Below are 16,069 nucleotides of genomic sequence, written 5' to 3'. Positions count from 1 at the left end.
CCCGTCCTACGGGGGGGGGGGGCCCTGTGCGGGCGGACTCCAAACCACTTTTTTTTGCCAACCGGCCCCACCCCGACTTCAGCCCGCGGCTCGTTCGCCGCATCTCGCGCATTTCGCCCGTTCGCTGCTAGGAGGTCGCGGGGATGGTGGTGGGTTGCTTGTCCGCTGACGTTCTGTTGGGGGACGTGCATTCGCTGAAGGGGAAGCGAGCGGTTGTCCGGCCGATCGTGGCCGAGCTCGCTCGCAAGTACTCGGTGTCCGCGGCGGAGACGGGTGACCACGATCTGCACCGCCGCGCGGAACTGTCGGTGGCACTGGTCGGCGCCGACCACGCGCACGTGCGCGACGTCCTCGGCCAGTGCGAGCGGCTGATCGCCGGGCGGCCGGAGATCGAGTTGCTCGCCGCCCGCACGCGGGTGCTCGACGACGACGATCTCGAGTGACACGTCGAGTGGTCACTTCCGCGCTGAGTGGTCACCTACAACCGACCACTCAGCGCGAAAGTGACCACTCAACGACGGTGAGCGACAAGGAGCGACCATGGCGGACGCGGGACGGGCGCGGCGGATGGCCGGGCGCATCAAGCAGATCGTGGCGAACTCGATCGAGCGCCAGATCAAGGATCCGCGCCTCGGCATGGTGACGATTACCGACGTCCGGGTCACCGGCGACCTGCACGACGCCACCCTCTTCTACACGGTGTTCGGCGACGACGAGCAGCGTGCCGCGTCGGCAGCGGCGCTGGAATCTGCCAAGGGCGTGCTGCGCAGCGAGGTCGGCCGCCAGACGGGCGTGCGCTTCACTCCCACGCTGACCTTCACGTTGGACGCACTGCCCGATTCGGCCAAGCACATCGACGAGCTGCTCGCGGTCGCCGCGGCGGCCGACGCCCAGGTCGAGGCAGCCCGGCAGGACGCTCGCCCCGCGGGCGAGGCCGACCCCTATCGCAAACCGCGCACGGTCGACGACGACGACGAGTGACGGCGCTGCCGGGGCGCAGATCCCGATGACCGACGACACCGCGGCCGGCGTTCCGGACGCGCCACAGACTCGTCGGCTGCTGAGCCTTGCAGGGTCGGCGTTCGTCGTGCTCGCCGCGGAGCCGCTGTACCTGCTCGTCGACACCGCGGTCGTCGGCCACCTCGGTTCGCGACCGCTCGCCGGGCTGGGTGTCGGCGCGGCGCTGATGGCGTTGCTGACCGTCGTCGGCACGTTCGTCGAGTACGGCACGACGGGCCGTGCCGCGCGCTGGTTCGGCGCCGGGCGGGTCGACGCGGCCGTGGACGAGGGCGTGCAGGCGTCGTGGTTCGCGGGCGTGATCGGCGTGCTGGTCGTGGCCGCCGGCGAGATCTTCGCGCACCCGCTGATCGGCCTGCTCGCCGGCGGAAACACCGACACGCAGCACGCCGCCGAATCCTGGTTCCGCATCGCGCTGCTCGGTATGCCGGGCGTACTGCTGGTCCTCGCCGGAAACGGCTGGATGCGCGGCGTGCAACGCACTCGCGAGCCCGTCGTCATCGTCGTCGCCGCGAACGCGGTATCGGCCGCGGCCTCGCCGCTGCTCGTCTACACCGCAGGCCTCGGGTTGACCGGGTCGGCGATCGCCAACGTCGCGGCGCAGGCAGTGGGAGCGGCGCTCTTCCTGCGCGCCCTGCGGCGCTCGGCGACGACGCTGCGGCCCAACCGTGCGGTGATCAAGGCGCAGGCGCGCGTCGGCGTCGACCTGATCGTGCGCAGCGCGGCGTTCCAGGTCGCGTTCCTCACCGCGGCCGCGGTCGCGGCCCGGATGGGCACCGCGCAGATCGCCGCGCACCAGATCGGTCTGCAGCTCGACGAGTTCACCGCGCTGCTGCTGGACTCGTTCGCGATCGCCGCGCAGTCGCTGATCGGCGCGGCGCTGGGGGCGGCCGACGCGTCGTCGGCCCGGACGATGGCCTGGCGCGTCGCGCGGTGGGGGCTCTACGCCGGCGTCGCCTTCGCCCTGCTCTACGGGGCCGGCTACGCGGTCATCCCGCGTCTGTTCACCTCGTCAGCCCCGGTGCTGCACCAGGCGCACCTGCTGTGGCCGTGGTTCGTCGCACTGCTGCCGCCCGCCGGAGTCGTGTTCGCGCTCGACGGCGTGCTGATCGGCGCAGGTGACGTCGGCTTCCTGCGCACGATCACGGTGATCTCCGCGGTCGGTTTCTTCGCCCCGATCGACATCGCCGCGCTGCACTGGCACCTGGGCATCGGCGGCGTGTGGGCCGGGTTGTTCGCGTTCATCGCCGTGCGTTTCGTCGGCATGGTGCTGCGCACCCGCACCGACGCGTGGGTCGTCACCGGCACCTAGCGGACGGCTCTCCTAGGGTTGGCGCCGTGAGCAGCGCGGCCGGGGGACTGGTGATCGTCGACAAGCCGGCGGACTGGACGTCACACGACGTCGTCGCCAGACTGCGCCGGCTCGCCGGCACCCGTCGCGTCGGGCACGCCGGCACGCTGGATCCGATGGCCACCGGTGTGCTCGTCGTCGGCGTCGGACCGGCGACGAAGCTGCTGCACCACCTCGTCCTCGCCGACAAGGCGTACACCGCCACGATCCGGCTCGGCCAGGCAACGGACACCGACGACGCGCAGGGCACGGTCACCGCTGCCAGTGGGGCGGGCGCGATCACGCCGGACGACGTACGCGCCGCGATGCGCCCGCTCACCGGCGCGATCGAGCAGGTGCCCAGCACGGTGTCGGCGATCAAGGTCGACGGGCAGCGCGCCTATGCGCGAGCCCGGGCCGGCGAGACGGTGCAGCTGGCCGCGCGGCCGATCACGGTCGGCCGGTTCGTCGCCCGGGACTTTCGCCGGGTCACCGACGAGCTGCTCGATGTCGACGTCGAGGTCGAGTGCTCGTCGGGCACCTACGTCCGCGCGCTCGCCCGTGATCTCGGTGCCGCGCTCGGCACCGGCGGGCACCTGACGGCGCTGCGGCGCACCCGCGTCGGGCCGTTCTCGCTGGACGCCGCGCTGACCCTCGAGGAACTGGCGTCCAGCGACGATCCGATCGGCCTGCCGTTGCCGGCCGCGATCCGCTGTGCGATGCCGGTGCGCGAGGTGAGCGCCGACGAGGCGCGCGAGCTGTCGTTCGGCCGGGCACTCGAGGCGCGTGGCGTGGAGGGCGTGCACGGTGCACTCGGCCCGGACGGCACGGCGCTCGCGCTGCTGCGCGAGAGTGACGGCGCGGCGCGCCCGCTGCTGGTGTTCGTCGCCGCAGGGTAGAAAGCGATCATGCGCAGCTGGAGCGACGAGGCATCCGCGCACGTCGCCCGGCTGCTGCCCGATGCCGACCTCGGCCGCGTCGAGAAGATCCAGCGTGGTCCGCGTTCGTCGGTGCACCGCGTGCGACTGCGCGCGGGCGGGTCGGTGATCGTCAAGTGGTTCAACGGCATGGGCGAGGGGTGGGTGCGTGAGGCAGCGGCGCTGTCGTTGCTGCACGGCGACACCGGCGCGCCGCATCTGCTGGCCGAATCGGGCGACCCACCGATCGTCGTCATGTCGGATCTGGGCGACGGACCGAGCCTTTCGGATGCACTGCTCGGCCGCGACGCCGCGGCGGCCGAAGCAACTCTGGCGCTGTGGGCGCAGGCGCTCGGCCGGCTGCACGTCGCGACCCGCGGCCTGCGCGCCGACTTCCAGACCGCACTGACCGCGCGTGCCGGTGAGCTACCGGTGTACGACGCGCACCTCGGCGCTGATCTCGACGACGCGATCCGCGTGCTCGATCGCGAATGTGGCTCGCTCGGCGTCAGCGTGCCGGCCGGCGCGTTCGACGAGCTGCGCGGCCTCGGCGCCCGGCTCGGCGGCGACACCCTCGCGGCGATCACGCCCGGGGACACCTGCCCGGACAACAACCTGGTGCACGACGACCGCCTGACGCTGCTCGACTTCGAGAACGCGCAGTGGCGCCATGTCGCGTGGGACGTCGCCTATCTGACGGTGCCGTGGCCGACCTGCTGGTGTGCCTGGACCCTCACGCCCGGCGCGGCGCAACGCGCGGTCGACGCGTACGTCGCGCTCGTGCGCGACGCGTTCCCCGCGGTCCGGACCGCGGCGTTCGCCGACGACGTGCGCGCGGCGCAGCTGGGCTGGGTGTTCCTGTCGGTGTCCTGGTACCTCGGCGCGTCGCGCGACGACAAGCGCCTGCGCGGCGGCCGCCGGCCGGCTCACCCCGGCAAGCTCGAGGTCATGCTGCACCGGCTGCGCGAGGCGGCGCAGGACGGCGCGGCCGTCGGCTCGCCCGCTCTTGCCGAACTCGCGCAGCACCTGGGCGACGAGCTGACCCGTCGGTGGGGAGCGGTGCCGCTCGAGCTCGCTCCGGCATTCCGCCGGGCCGACCCGGTTCGTCAGTAAGCTCGCCGTCGTGCAGCGCTGGCATGGACTCGAGGCGGTGCCGAGCGGTTGGGGACGCTGCGTCGTCACGATCGGGGTGTTCGACGGCATCCACCGCGGTCACCAGGCGATCATCGGCGAGGCCGTCGAGGCGGCCCGGGCGCAGGGTGTGCCGAGCGTGCTGGTCACCTTCGTGCCGCACCCGGCCGAGGTCGTCCGGCCCGGCTCGCACCCGCCCGTCCTCACCAGCCTCGTGCGACGCGCGGAACTCGTCGAGCAGCTCGGCGTGGACGTCTTCTGCGCCTTGCCGTTCACCCTCGAGTTCTCCAAGATGCCGCCGGACCAATTCGTGCACCTGGCGCTCGTCGAGCGGCTGCATGCCGCTACGGTGATCGTCGGCGAGAACTTCCGCTTCGGCTACAAGGCCGGCGGCGATGTCGCGTTGCTGCAGCAGCTGGGTCGCAGATTCGGCTTCACCGCCGCGGGCGTGCACCTGCTGGCGGACGGCGACACGCCGCTCAGCGCCACCTACGTGCGCTCGTGCGTGCAGGCCGGTGACATGGTGCGTGCTGCCGAGGTGCTGGGTCGAGCGCACCGCGTCGACGGCGTCGTCGAGCGGGGCGATCAGCGTGGGCGCGACCTCGGCTACCCGACGGCGAACCTGCATACCGACGCGTGGGCCGCCGTGCCCGCCGACGGCGTCTACGCCGGCCGGGTCGTCCGGCTCGACGAGTGGGGCCGCACCGTGGCCGCACCGCCGATCGGCACCGCCGCGATCTCGGTGGGCACCAACCCGACCTTCGAGGTGCGGCAACGGCGCGTGGAGGCCTACATCCTCGACTTCAGCGGGGACCTCTACGGCGCGACGCTCGGCGTCGAGTTCGTCGAGCGGTTGCGCGGCATGGAGAAGTTCGACGGCGTCGACACGCTCATCACGCAGATGGACGCCGATGTCCGCCGCACCCGCGAGCTGATGACCTGACCTGACCTGACCACCTGACCCCACAAATCCTCGGTGATCAACAGGAGCAAATGGCCGCTTGGGCGACCAAAACCTGCTGTTGATCACCGGGAGGTTCGGGTCGCACTGGGCGGCGGGCAGTCGGGCCGTCAGTCGGTCAGTCGGTCGGGCGGTCGGGCCGTCAGTCGGTGAGGAGCTTGCGCAGCACCCGGCGGAACAGCAGGCGCCCGGCGGCCACGGAGGCGCGGTCGGTGAAGGCGGGCAACCCCGCAGGCTTGGCGTCCTCGGTCCAGGTGACCCGCGCGCCCGACCCGTGCGGCTCGACGGTCAGCTCGGCCCAGCCGATCATGACCCGGCCGCGCTTCTCCAGGCGGCACCGGCCGCCGTTGCCGTTGGCCGGTGGCTGCCACTCGACGACCTCCATCGGGTCGTCGAAGCCCAGCCGGCCGACCCCGGTGTGCGCGGTGAAGACGGTCCCGACGCCGCGCTGGCGGTCGGTGGTCACGGCAACAGTGGTCAACGGCACGTACCGCCCGTGCCGTGGCCAGTCGACGACCCGCTCCCATGCGGCGAGCGGCGACACCGAGGTGTCCTGACTGACGGTGAACGGCGGCACGCGCTCGAGTCTAGGAAATCCGGCGACGCTGGTAGCATCGGTGCCAGCCCGTGCAATGCGAGGCCGAGCAGGACGTGTTCCACCATCCGCCGTGTCACCTACCGGCGGAGCGCGCCTGCACCGAGATCGTCGAATGGAGCTGTCCCGTGCCGCTGGCCCAGGATGTCAAGAAAGAGATTATTGCCGAGTACGGCACCGTCGACGGTGACACCGGCTCGCCCGAGGTGCAGGTCGCGCTGCTCAGCCGCCGAATCCGCGACCTCACCGAGCATCTCAAGGAGCACAAGCACGACCACCACAGCCGTCGCGGGCTGCTGCTGCTCGTCGGCCAGCGCCGCCGACTGCTGAACTACCTGGCGAAGACCGACATCAACCGCTATCGGTCGATCGTCGAGCGACTCGGCCTGCGCCGATAGCCACCAGGGGGAGCGACGTCGTCGCTCCCCCTTCGCACGTGTGCCGCGCCGCGGCCCACGACAACCGAATATCCGCATGCCGGACGCATCAGCGCGTCCCTGCGACATCGAGGACGTCGGTCCTCGGTAGTGGCGGCCGAGGCGATCACATCGATCGCTCGTCCGCTTCGATCGAAGACCGGCACCACTACGGGTGCAGCTCGTACGTCGCCAGTGCGCACCGGCACGTACGAGAGGAGACCTCTGGATGTCAGAGGCAACCATCGACGCCGAGTCAGGCGTCTTCGAGTCCGAGGCCGTCATCGACAACGGCAGCTTCGGCAAACGCACCATCCGTTTCGAGACCGGCCGCCTCGCCAAGCAGGCCGCCGGCGCCGTCGTCGCCTACCTGGACGAGGACACGATGCTGCTGTCGGCCACCACGGCCGGCAAGAAGCCGCGTGAAGGCTTCGACTTCTTCCCGCTGACCGTCGACGTCGAAGAGCGCATGTACGCCGCGGGACGCATCCCCGGCTCGTTCTTCCGCCGTGAGGGCCGCCCGTCCGAGGACGCGATCCTCACCTGCCGGTTGATCGACCGCCCGCTGCGCCCGACCTTCATCAAGGGCCTGCGTAACGAGGTCCAGGTCGTCATCACCGTCATGGCGCTGAACCCCGACCACGCCTACGACGTCGTGGCGATCAACGCCGCGTCCGCGTCGACGCAGGTCTCCGGCCTGCCGTTCAGCGGCCCGGTCGGCGGCACCCGCGTCGCGTTGATCGACGGCCAGTGGGTGGCGTTCCCGACGCACACCGAGCTCGAGCGCGCGACGTTCGACATGGTCGTCGCCGGTCGCACCCTGGACAACGGCGACGTCGCGATCATGATGGTCGAGGCCGAGGCCACCGAGGGCGCCATCGCGCTGATCGACGGCGGGGGCAAGCGCCCGACCGAGGAGGTCGTCGCCGAGGGTCTCGAGGCCGCCAAGCCGGCCATCGCCGAGCTGTGCCGTGCGCAGAAAGAACTCGCCGACGCCGCCGCGAAGCCGGGCGTCGAGTTCCCGGTCTTCCTCGACTACTCCGACGAGGTCTACGAGGCCGTTCGCAACGAGGTCGAGGCCGAGACCGCCGGTGCGCTGGCGATCGCCGACAAGCAGGAGCGCGAGGCCAAGCTCGATGAGATCAAGGACGGCGTCAAGGACACGCTGGGCCAGCGCTTCGAGGACCGCTTCGACGAGATCAGCCCGGCGTTCCGGGCGCTGAACAAGAAGCTCGTCCGTCAGCGCATCCTGCGCGAGAAGGTCCGCATCGACGGTCGCGGCCTGCGCGACATCCGCACGCTCTCGGCCGAGGTCGAGGTCATCCCGCGGGTGCACGGCTCGGCGCTGTTCCAGCGTGGCGAGACCCAGATCCTGGGCGTCACCACGCTGAACATGCTGGGCATGGCGCAGAAGCTGGACACACTCAGCCCGACGACCACCAAGCGCTACATGCACAACTACAACTTCCCGCCGTTCTCCACCGGCGAGACGGGCCGGGTCGGCTCGCCGAAGCGCCGTGAGATCGGCCACGGCGCGCTGGCCGAGCGGGCGCTGGTGCCGGTGCTGCCGAGCACCGACGAGTTTCCGTACGCCATCCGGCAGGTGTCCGAGGCGCTGGGCTCCAACGGTTCGACGTCGATGGGCTCGGTGTGTGCCTCGACGCTCGGTCTGCTCAACGCCGGGGTGCCGCTGCGTGCACCGGTCGCCGGCATCGCCATGGGGCTCGTGTCCGACACGGTTGACGGCCACACCGAGTACGTCGCGCTGACCGACATCCTCGGCGCCGAGGACGCGTTCGGCGACATGGACTTCAAGGTCGCCGGCACGAAGGAGTTCGTCACCGCGCTGCAGCTGGACACCAAGCTCGACGGCATCCCGTCCGAGGTGCTGGCCGCGGCGCTGCAGCAGGCCCGCGAGGCCCGGCTGCACATCCTGGACGTCATGGCCGAGGCCATCGACGGCCCGGACGAGATGAGCCCGTACGCCCCGCGCGTCACGGTCGTGAAGATCCCGGTCGACAAGATCGGCGCGGTCATCGGGCCCAAGGGCCAGATGATCAACTCGATCCAGGACGAGACCGGCGCGCAGATCACCATCGAGGACGACGGCACGATCTACGTCGGCGCCACGGACGGCCCGTCCGCGCAGGCCGCGGTCGACCAGATCAACGCGATCGCCAATCCGCAGATGCCCAAGGTGGGGGAGCGCTTCCTCGGCACGGTGGTCAAGACCGCCGCGTTCGGTGCGTTCGTCTCACTGCTGCCGGGCAAGGACGGCCTGGTGCACATCAGCAAGCTGGGCCGCGGCAAGCGCATCGGCAAGGTCGAGGACGTCGTGAACGTCGGCGACAAGTTGCAGGTGGAGATCGCCGACATCGACCAGCGCGGCAAGATCAGCCTGGTGCTCGTCGACGACACCTCCGACAGCGCCGCGGTGCCCACGGCCGACGCCGGAGCACCCGCCAGCTGAGGCCGCACAGCCGCTGAGCGGCTCATGATCGAAGTATCGCCGTGGTCGACTATCGACCACGGCGATACTTTCATCGGATCCGGCGCCGGTCAGTCGCCCTTGACGTTCACCACTTGCCGCAGCGTGTGCTCCACCTCGACGAGATCCCGCGCGTCGTGCATGACCACGTCGATGGGCTTGTAGGCCTGCGGGTGCTCGTCGAGGAACGCGTCCGAGCGACCCCACGCGATGCCGGCCATCCGCTTGTCCAGGTCGTCGCGGGTGAACTGCTTGCGGGCCTTGGCTCGCGAGTAGTTCCGCCCCGCCCCGTGCGGGGACGAGCACAGCGACCCGACGTGGCCCTTGCCGCGCACCACGTAGGACAGGTCGCCCATCGACCCCGGGATCAGTCCGGGCACGCCGTCGTGCGCGTCGATCGCGCCCTTGCGCGAAAGCCACACCTCCCGGCCCATGTGGGTCTCGCGAGCGGTGTAGTTGTGATGGCAGTTGACCTGCTCCAGTCGCTGCACCGGCTCGTCCTGGAACGCAGCGAGGCAGTCGACGACGCGGTCCATCATTTCCTCGCGGTTGAGGAACGCATAACGCTGCGCCCACACCAGTGCCTCGAGGTACGCATCGAACTCGGCCTCGCCCTCGACGAGGTAAGCCAGGTCGCGGTCCGGGAGACGGATGTAGCGACGCGCGCACTGCTGCTGCGCTACGTCGATGTGTCGCTGCGCCAGCTGATTGCCGACACCTCGAGATCCCGAGTGCAGGAACAGCCAGACCCGGTCGGCCTCGTCCAGGCTGACCTCGATGAAGTGGTTGCCCGAACCGAGCGTGCCGAGCTGCCAGCGCCACTTGTCGGACACGCCGTCGGCCTGCGCGACGCCGCCCAGCTGCTCGAGTTCGGCCAACCGCGATTCCGCGCTGGGCAGGATCTTCTGGTTCCGGCCCCCTGCCGACAGCGGTACAGCCTTGCTGATGGCCGCGTGCAGCGCGGGCAGGTCTGCGCCGAGATCGTCGCGGGTGAACTGCGTGCGGACGGCGATCATGCCGCAGCCGATGTCGACGCCGACCGCAGCCGGCATGATCGCCCCCGCGGTCGGGATGACGCTGCCCACGGTCGCACCCTTGCCGAGGTGCGCGTCCGGCATCAGCGCGAGGTGCGGCCACACGAACGGCATCGCGGCCGTGCGCTCGGCCTGCGCGCGCGTCTGCTCTTCGAGGATCGATGCGAAGTTGACGAGCTTGGACATGACGTCCATGGTCCGGTGCTGCGCCAGCGGATTAGGTTGGACGGCACAGCCCACGCCGTAACCCGACGACGTCCGGCGCACAACACGGCGACGAGGAGGTCTGCGTGCGGCTGTTGCGCGGACGCGCGTCGCCGCTGCGCGATCTGCCACCCGAGGTCCGCGCGCTGATCGGTGTCGCGTTCATGGTGGCGCTGGGCTTCGGCCTCGTCGCGCCGGCGTTGCCGCTGTTCGCGCGCGAGTTCGGCGTCGGCAAGGCCGCTGCCGGTGCGGTGGTCAGTGCGTTCGCGCTGATGCGGCTGCTGATGGCGCCGTTCGTCGGCCGGTTGGTCAACAGGCTCGGCGAACGCGTGCTGCTGGCCACCGGCATCGGCGTGGTCGCCGTGTCCAGCCTGCTCGCGGGCCTGGCGCAGAACTACTGGCAACTGCTGGTGCTGCGCGGCGTGGGCGGCATCGGTTCGATCATGTTCAGCGTGAGCGCGGCGAGCCTGCTCGTGCGGGTGACCCCCAGCCATCTGCGCGGGCGTGCGCAGGGTGTGTGGGCAGGTTCGTTCCTGATCGGCCTGATCGCCGGCCCCGCGGTCGGCACGATCGCCACGTTCTCGCTGCGCCTGCCGTTCTTCCTCTACGCCGGCACGCTCGTCGTGGCCGGGTTGCTGGCCCTCGGCGCGCTGCGGCACAGCGAACTCGCGGCGCGCAACGCCGTGCGCACGGCGCCGCTGCCGCTGCGGGCGGCGATGCGCAACCGCGCCTACCTGGCGGCGTTGGGGGCGTCGTTCGCCGGGGACTTCGCCCTCGTGGGGGCGCGGTCGGCCATCGTGCCGCAGTTCGTGCACGACCGCCTGCACCTGTCCCCGGGGTGGTCCTACGCCGCGTTCCTGGTGATCAGCATCGTCAGCGGCATCCTGCTGCTGCCGGTCGGCCGGATCGCCGATACCCGCGGGCGCCGTCCGGTCATCGCGGTGGGGCTGCTCGTCGGTGCGGCCGCGTTCGTCCTGCTCCCCGCCGTGCCCGTCGCGATCGGCCTGCTCGTCGGTGCCGTCCTGCTCGGGGTGGCCGGGGCGTCGGACTCGGTGGCGCCGGGTGCGGTCATGGGTGACGTCGTCGAGGGCACCGGCGGCACGGTGGTGGCGGTGTTCCAGATGTCCGGCGACCTCGGCGCGGTCGTGGGTCCGGTGGCTGCCGGCTGGGTGGCCGACGCGGCCGGTTACCCCGCGACGTTCGCCCTGTGCGCCGCGGTGTGCGCATTGCCGGTGCTGGCGGTGGTGACGGCGCCGGAGACGCTGCGGCCGGCCAGCGTCGCGGCACCGCGCTCGGCGCCGTCGCCCGCCGAGGCGCAGCACCCGGCGTCCGATGTGAGCTAGCCGACTGCTGCGGCGCGGAACTGCGCGGATATCTGGCGCTGGTTGATATTGTCTAGCGGACCGATCGGAAAACCGTAGTCGATGGGCAATTCGAAAGCAGGGTCAGATGCACGTCACTTCCCGTCCGCGCACCCTCGCCGTCACTGCTGCCGTGGCGGCCGCGGTCCTCGGGCTGAGCGCCTGCTCGAGCAGCTCGTCCGGCAGCGGGACCGGGTCCGGCTCGAGCGGCAGCTCGGGCAGCAAGTCGATCAAGGTCGTCGGGTACTCGGTGCCCAAGCCCGCCTATGACGCACTCGGGGCGGCCTTCGCCAAGACGCCGGCCGGCAAGGGCGTGACGCTGAGCAGCTCGTACGGGCCCAGCGGCACTCAGGAGAAGCAGGTCGCCGGCGGCCAGGCCGCAGACTACGTGGCGTTCTCGACCGGTTCGGACATGAGCAAACTCCAGCAGGCGGGCAAGGTCGCGTCCGGCTGGGACTCCGGCGCGAACAAGGGCATCGTCGCCGACTCGGTCGTCGTCATCGTCGTGAAGAAGGGCAACCCGCTGCACATCACCGGGTGGGACGACCTCGTCAAGCCCGGGGTCAAGATCGTCACCCCGGACCCCGCCTCGTCCGGTTCGGCGAAGTGGAACATCCTCGCCGCCTACCAGCACGTGATCTCCGCCGGCGGTACGCCGGCGCAAGCCGAGGCCTACCTGAAGAAGTTCTTCAGTCACGTGGTCAGCCGGGCCTCGAGCGGCGCGGTCGCCACGACACAGTTCACCTCGGGCACCGGCAACGTGCTGATCTCGTACGAGGCCGAGGCGATCCTGGCCCGGCAGAAGGGCGAGAGCCTGGACTACATCGTCCCGAGCCAGGACGTGCTCATCGAGACGCCCGCGGCCGTCACCCAGTCCGGCTCCTCGACCGCGAAGGCGTTCCTCAAGTTTGTCGAGAGTTCGGCCGGGCAGAAGATCTTCCAGCAGAAGGGCTTCCGGCCCATCGGGAACGCGGCGGCAACGGCGAGCGTCCCCGGCGCCACCGACCCGAGCAAGCCGTTCCCGCAGGTCAAGCAGCTCACCACCGTCGGTCAGCTCGGCGGCTGGTCGAAGGTCAACGACAAGTTCTTCGGCGACAACGGCATCGTCACGAAGATCGAAGCATCCAAGTAGGGCGGGTCTGACCGCATCATGACGACAGTCGCGGATCGGCCGGCGGCATCCACCGAGGGTGCCCGCCGTGCCCGGCCGACCCGCCGGCCGAAGACGGGCCAGCAGCTGCGCAGCATCTCGGGACTGAGCCTGGGTGTCGTCGTGCTCTGGCTGACCCTGCTGGTCCTGCTGCCGCTGATAGCAGTTGTCGGCAAGTCCTTCGACTACGGCTGGTCGGGGTTCACGGCGGCGGTCACCAATAACGAGGCCGCCGCGGCGCTGCGGCTCACCATCGGGCTGTCCGCGATCGTGGCCGTCGTCAACGCGATCATGGGTGTCGTCGTGGGCTGGGTGCTGGTCCGCGAGCGATTCCCCGGCGCGCGCGTGTTCGAGATGGTCATCGACATCCCCTTCGCCCTGCCCACGGTGGTGGCCGGCGTGGTGATGCTCTACCTCTACGGCGGCGACAGCCCGGTCGGCATCAACCTCAGTGGCGCGCGCGTCGGGCTGTTCGTCGTCCTGTTGTTTGTCACGCTGCCCTTCACGGTGCGCACCGTGCAGCCGGTATTGCTGCGACTCGATCGTGAGGCCGAGCAAGCAGCCGCGTCTCTCGGCGCGTCGCCGGTCGCGGTGTTCCGGCGCATCGTCTTGCCGCAGCTCCTGCCGGCGGTAGCGTCCGGGGCCACGCTGGCTTTCGCCCGCGCCATCGGCGAGTACGGCTCGCTGGTCTTCATCTCCGGCAACATTCAGTTCAAGACCGAGATCGCGTCGTCGCTCATCTACGGCAAGTTGCAGAACAACGACACGCCACAGCTCGCCGAGCAGCAGGCCAGTGCCATCGCGGCGCTGTTGCTGGTCGTGAGCGCGATCGTGCTCGTGGCGCTCGACCTCGTCCAACGACGGGTGGCGCGCCGTGGCTGACCTCGCCGTCCAGGCCTCGACGCGCGCCCAGAGTGCGACTGCGACCGGTCGGCAACCGGCCGACGGTCCGGTACTCGGTGGTGGTGGTCGGACGAGCCGCAGCGTGTTGCGCACCGTCGGGATCGGTTACGTCACCTTGCTCGTGCTGGTCCCGGTCATTGCGGTCGTGTATCGCACGTTCAAGCCGGGGCTCACCGAATTCTTCGACGCGATCAGTACCTCGACCGCGCTGCACTCCTACGAGGTCAGCGCCATCGTCACCGTGTGGTCCGTCGCGATCAACACGGTGTTCGGCGTCGCGGTCGCCGTCCTGCTGGCCCGCTACCGCTTTCCCGGCAAACGCCTGCTCAGCGCGCTGATCGACCTGCCGGTCGCAGTCTCGCCGATCGTCGTCGGTCTCGCCCTGGTGCTGATCTACGGCCCGAACGGCTGGTTCGGCCTCTCGAACCCCGACGGCAGCGGCCTGCAGTTCACCGGCGCCAAGCCCGCCATGGTGCTCGCCACGGTGTTCGTGTCGCTGCCCCTTGTCGTACGTGCCGTCGTGCCGGTCCTCGAACAGGCCGGCATCGAGCAGGAGCAGGCGGCGGCGTCGCTGGGTGCGAATGCGGTTCAGCGGTTCTGGCGCATCACCTTGCCGACCATCCGTGTTGCACTGACTTACGGCGTCGTGCTGTGCTTGGCCCGCTGCCTCGGTGAGTACGGCGCGGTGCTCGTCGTGTCCAACAACGTCGAGGGCCAGACCGAGACCGCGCCGCTGCGGATCGGCAACCTGATCAACAACGAGCAGGATCCCAATTCGGCGTATGCGATCGCTTTCCTGCTGGTCGTCGCCGCGCTGATCGCCATCATCGTCGGGGCCGTCATTCGCGGTCGGCAGGAGGCCTGAGTCATGGGAATCGAAGTCCGCGGGGTCGGTAAGAAGTTCGGCGACTTCGTCGCGCTCGACGACATCGACCTGTCGGTGCGGTCGGGGTCGCTGACCGCGCTGCTGGGGCCGAGCGGCGGTGGCAAGTCCACGCTGCTGCGCATCATCGCCGGGTTGGAGAAGGCCGACTCGGGCAGCGTCGAGATCGACGGTTCCGACGCCACGACGGTGCCGCCGCGCCACCGCGACGTCGGCTTCGTCTTCCAGCACTACGCCGCGTTCACCCACCTGTCGGTGTATCGCAACGTCGCCTTCGGCCTGGAGATCCGCAAGCGGTCGAAGGCTGAGGTCCGCAAGCGGGTCGGCGAGCTGCTCGAACTCGTTCATCTGCAGCAGTTCGCCGACCGGCTGCCCGCCCAGCTGTCCGGGGGCCAGCGGCAACGCATGGCGCTGGCCCGCGCGCTGGCGGTCGAGCCCAAGGTGCTGCTGCTCGACGAGCCGTTCGGCGCGCTGGACGCCAAGGTCCGCAAGGAATTGCGGGATTGGCTTCGGCACCTGCACGACGAGATCGACGTGACCACCGTGTTCGTCACCCACGACCAGGAAGAGGCGCTCGAGGTCTCCGACGAGCTCGTCGTGATCAACGACGGGCGCATCGAGCAGATCGGCAACCCTGACGAGCTCTACGACAAACCGCGCAACCAGTTCGTCATGTCCTTCCTCGGCCCGGTCACGACATTCGACGGCCGGCTGGTGCGCCCGCACGACATCGAGCTGTTCGCCTCGCCGGCTGACGGCACCGTCGAGGGCCGGGTGCGGCGCGTCCAGCGCATCGGGTTCGAGGTGCGCGCGGAGATCGAGCACGCATCCGCTGAGCCGACCACGGCTCAGCTGACCCGCGGGCAGAGCGAGTCGCTGCGCCTGGCCGACGACGCGCAGGTGTGGCTGCGCGCGGCGCCGAACAGCACCAGCCTGCCGGCACTAGCCTGACCGCGTGCAGATCTCGGCGAAGACCGACTACGCGGTGCGCGCGTTGCTCACCCTGGCCTCCCGCGAGCCGGAGCTCGTCAAGATCGACACGGTGATCGCGGAGCAGGGCATGCCGCGCAAGTTCGTGGAGGCGATCCTCGGCGAGCTGCGCCGCGCCGGGATCGTGCGCAGCCAACGCGGTGCCGACGGTGGTTACGGACTCGCGCGCCCGGCGGCCGACATCACCCTCGGGTCGGTGCTGCGTGCGGTGGACGGCCCGCTCGCCGAGGTCCGTGGCCTGCGTCCGCACGAGACCGTGTACGAGGGGGTTGCGCAGCACCTGCCCGAGGTGTGGGTCGCGGTGCGCTCCAGCCTGCGGCGGGTGCTCGACGAGACGACGATCGCCGAGGTGCTCAGCGGTCGGCTGCCGGCGCACGTGCGCCGGTTGAACAACGTCCCCGACGCCTGGCTGCCGCGCTGAGCACGCTCGGTGCCCGGATACGACGCCACGCGCGCGTTTGGACGTGCTCACAGCTGATTCAGCGCGTAGGTTGAGGTGCAGCGGCCTGGGAGGGCCCGCGGGTGCAGCGACCGGAAGCGAGGTCGAGACCATGGGATACATCGGTGCTCCACGACACCGATATGACGTGCTGCCGGTTCCACCGTTGACGGTGGACGAAACCGAGCTCGGCGAACCGCGCGCGACGGTGCCGTCGCCGCAGCCCATGCCGGTGCCGCAGCCCGAGCCC

Annotated in this window: 16 protein-coding genes; 14 read left to right on the top strand and 2 right to left on the bottom strand. The window is 70.4% G+C overall.

Annotated features, from left to right (window positions below; all coding sequences use genetic code 11):
- Window positions 1–143 precede the first annotated feature (143 nt).
- From ACFFCN_RS15650 to ACFFCN_RS15625, 6 genes are all read left to right on the top strand, one after another.
- Window positions 144–443: a DUF503 domain-containing protein gene (locus ACFFCN_RS15650; RefSeq protein ID WP_375493112.1), complete on the top strand. Its 300-nt coding sequence runs from the start codon at window positions 144–146 to the stop codon at window positions 441–443.
- Window positions 444–540: 97 nt separating this feature from the next.
- Window positions 541–981, top strand: coding sequence for a 30S ribosome-binding factor RbfA (rbfA, locus tag ACFFCN_RS15645; protein WP_375493111.1), 441 nt, complete (start codon window positions 541–543; stop codon window positions 979–981).
- Window positions 982–1,006: 25 nt separating this feature from the next.
- The gene (locus tag ACFFCN_RS15640) at window positions 1,007–2,329 is read left to right on the top strand and encodes an MATE family efflux transporter (protein ID WP_375493109.1); all 1,323 of its coding nucleotides are present in this window, start codon (window positions 1,007–1,009) and stop codon (window positions 2,327–2,329) included.
- 26 nt (window positions 2,330–2,355) lie between these two features.
- Window positions 2,356–3,246 (top strand): tRNA pseudouridine(55) synthase TruB, encoded by an 891-nt coding sequence (gene truB, locus ACFFCN_RS15635; protein WP_375493107.1) that lies wholly within the window; start codon window positions 2,356–2,358, stop codon window positions 3,244–3,246.
- Between the two features lie 9 nt (window positions 3,247–3,255).
- Window positions 3,256–4,377, top strand: a complete 1,122-nt coding sequence (locus ACFFCN_RS15630; protein ID WP_375493105.1) for a hypothetical protein — start codon at window positions 3,256–3,258, stop codon at window positions 4,375–4,377.
- A gap of 10 nt (window positions 4,378–4,387) precedes the next feature.
- Window positions 4,388–5,338, top strand: coding sequence for a bifunctional riboflavin kinase/FAD synthetase (locus ACFFCN_RS15625; RefSeq protein WP_375493104.1), 951 nt, complete (start codon window positions 4,388–4,390; stop codon window positions 5,336–5,338).
- Between the two features lie 160 nt (window positions 5,339–5,498).
- Here ACFFCN_RS15625 and ACFFCN_RS15620 read toward each other — a convergent pair whose 3' ends face one another.
- Complete coding sequence (locus ACFFCN_RS15620; RefSeq protein WP_375493103.1) at window positions 5,499–5,933, bottom strand: SRPBCC family protein; 435 nt, start codon at window positions 5,931–5,933, stop codon at window positions 5,499–5,501.
- Between the two features lie 146 nt (window positions 5,934–6,079).
- Here ACFFCN_RS15620 and rpsO point away from each other — a divergent pair, with 146 nt between their 5' ends.
- Complete coding sequence (rpsO, locus tag ACFFCN_RS15615; protein WP_375493116.1) at window positions 6,080–6,349, top strand: 30S ribosomal protein S15; 270 nt, start codon at window positions 6,080–6,082, stop codon at window positions 6,347–6,349.
- Window positions 6,350–6,596: 247 nt separating this feature from the next.
- Window positions 6,597–8,837 carry a polyribonucleotide nucleotidyltransferase gene (locus ACFFCN_RS15610; protein WP_375493102.1) on the top strand — a complete coding sequence of 747 codons (2,241 nt, stop codon included), beginning with the start codon at window positions 6,597–6,599 and terminating at the stop codon, window positions 8,835–8,837.
- A gap of 89 nt (window positions 8,838–8,926) precedes the next feature.
- On the opposite strand, the gene ACFFCN_RS15605 is transcribed toward ACFFCN_RS15610, so the two are convergent.
- Window positions 8,927–10,084 (bottom strand): RtcB family protein, encoded by a 1,158-nt coding sequence (locus ACFFCN_RS15605; protein WP_375493100.1) that lies wholly within the window; start codon window positions 10,082–10,084, stop codon window positions 8,927–8,929.
- A 95-nt stretch (window positions 10,085–10,179) separates the two neighbouring features.
- Between ACFFCN_RS15605 and ACFFCN_RS15600 the strand changes: the two genes are divergently transcribed.
- From ACFFCN_RS15600 to ACFFCN_RS15575, 6 genes are all read left to right on the top strand, one after another.
- A complete protein-coding gene (locus ACFFCN_RS15600) occupies window positions 10,180–11,436 on the top strand; it encodes an MFS transporter (protein ID WP_375493098.1) in 1,257 nt (418 codons plus the stop codon).
- Window positions 11,437–11,542: 106 nt separating this feature from the next.
- Window positions 11,543–12,586: an extracellular solute-binding protein gene (locus ACFFCN_RS15595; protein ID WP_375493096.1), complete on the top strand. Its 1,044-nt coding sequence runs from the start codon at window positions 11,543–11,545 to the stop codon at window positions 12,584–12,586.
- 18 nt (window positions 12,587–12,604) lie between these two features.
- The gene (gene cysT, locus ACFFCN_RS15590) at window positions 12,605–13,486 is read left to right on the top strand and encodes a sulfate ABC transporter permease subunit CysT (RefSeq protein WP_375493094.1); all 882 of its coding nucleotides are present in this window, start codon (window positions 12,605–12,607) and stop codon (window positions 13,484–13,486) included.
- A gap of 103 nt (window positions 13,487–13,589) precedes the next feature.
- The gene (locus ACFFCN_RS15585; protein WP_375493092.1) at window positions 13,590–14,372 is read left to right on the top strand and encodes a sulfate ABC transporter permease subunit; all 783 of its coding nucleotides are present in this window, start codon (window positions 13,590–13,592) and stop codon (window positions 14,370–14,372) included.
- Window positions 14,373–14,375: 3 nt separating this feature from the next.
- A complete protein-coding gene (locus tag ACFFCN_RS15580) occupies window positions 14,376–15,341 on the top strand; it encodes a sulfate/molybdate ABC transporter ATP-binding protein (RefSeq protein ID WP_375493090.1) in 966 nt (321 codons plus the stop codon).
- Between the two features lie 4 nt (window positions 15,342–15,345).
- Window positions 15,346–15,801, top strand: coding sequence for an RrF2 family transcriptional regulator (locus ACFFCN_RS15575; protein ID WP_375493088.1), 456 nt, complete (start codon window positions 15,346–15,348; stop codon window positions 15,799–15,801).
- The last annotated feature ends 268 nt before the right edge of the window (window positions 15,802–16,069 follow it).

This window comes from uncultured Jatrophihabitans sp. (genome assembly GCF_964246335.1).
Lineage (GTDB): Bacteria > Actinomycetota > Actinomycetes > Mycobacteriales > Jatrophihabitantaceae > Jatrophihabitans.
The sequence above is the reverse complement of the archived record's forward strand: the minus strand, read 5'-3'. Positions and strand labels throughout refer to the sequence as shown.

What these genes read in the sequence shown, in the direction of transcription:
- ACFFCN_RS15650 (WP_375493112.1), top strand. Translation starts at nt 144, where the DNA reads ATGGTGGTGGGTTGCTTGTCCGCTGACGTTCTGTTGGGGGACGTGCAT.
- rbfA (WP_375493111.1), top strand. Translation starts at nt 541, where the DNA reads ATGGCGGACGCGGGACGGGCGCGGCGGATGGCCGGGCGCATCAAGCAG.
- ACFFCN_RS15640 (WP_375493109.1), top strand. Translation starts at nt 1,007, where the DNA reads ATGACCGACGACACCGCGGCCGGCGTTCCGGACGCGCCACAGACTCGT.
- ACFFCN_RS15630 (WP_375493105.1), top strand. Translation starts at nt 3,256, where the DNA reads ATGCGCAGCTGGAGCGACGAGGCATCCGCGCACGTCGCCCGGCTGCTG.
- ACFFCN_RS15610 (WP_375493102.1), top strand. Translation starts at nt 6,597, where the DNA reads ATGTCAGAGGCAACCATCGACGCCGAGTCAGGCGTCTTCGAGTCCGAG.
- ACFFCN_RS15605 (WP_375493100.1), bottom strand. Translation starts at nt 10,084, where the DNA reads ATGGACGTCATGTCCAAGCTCGTCAACTTCGCATCGATCCTCGAAGAG.
- ACFFCN_RS15595 (WP_375493096.1), top strand. Translation starts at nt 11,543, where the DNA reads ATGCACGTCACTTCCCGTCCGCGCACCCTCGCCGTCACTGCTGCCGTG.
- cysT (WP_375493094.1), top strand. Translation starts at nt 12,605, where the DNA reads ATGACGACAGTCGCGGATCGGCCGGCGGCATCCACCGAGGGTGCCCGC.
- ACFFCN_RS15580 (WP_375493090.1), top strand. Translation starts at nt 14,376, where the DNA reads ATGGGAATCGAAGTCCGCGGGGTCGGTAAGAAGTTCGGCGACTTCGTC.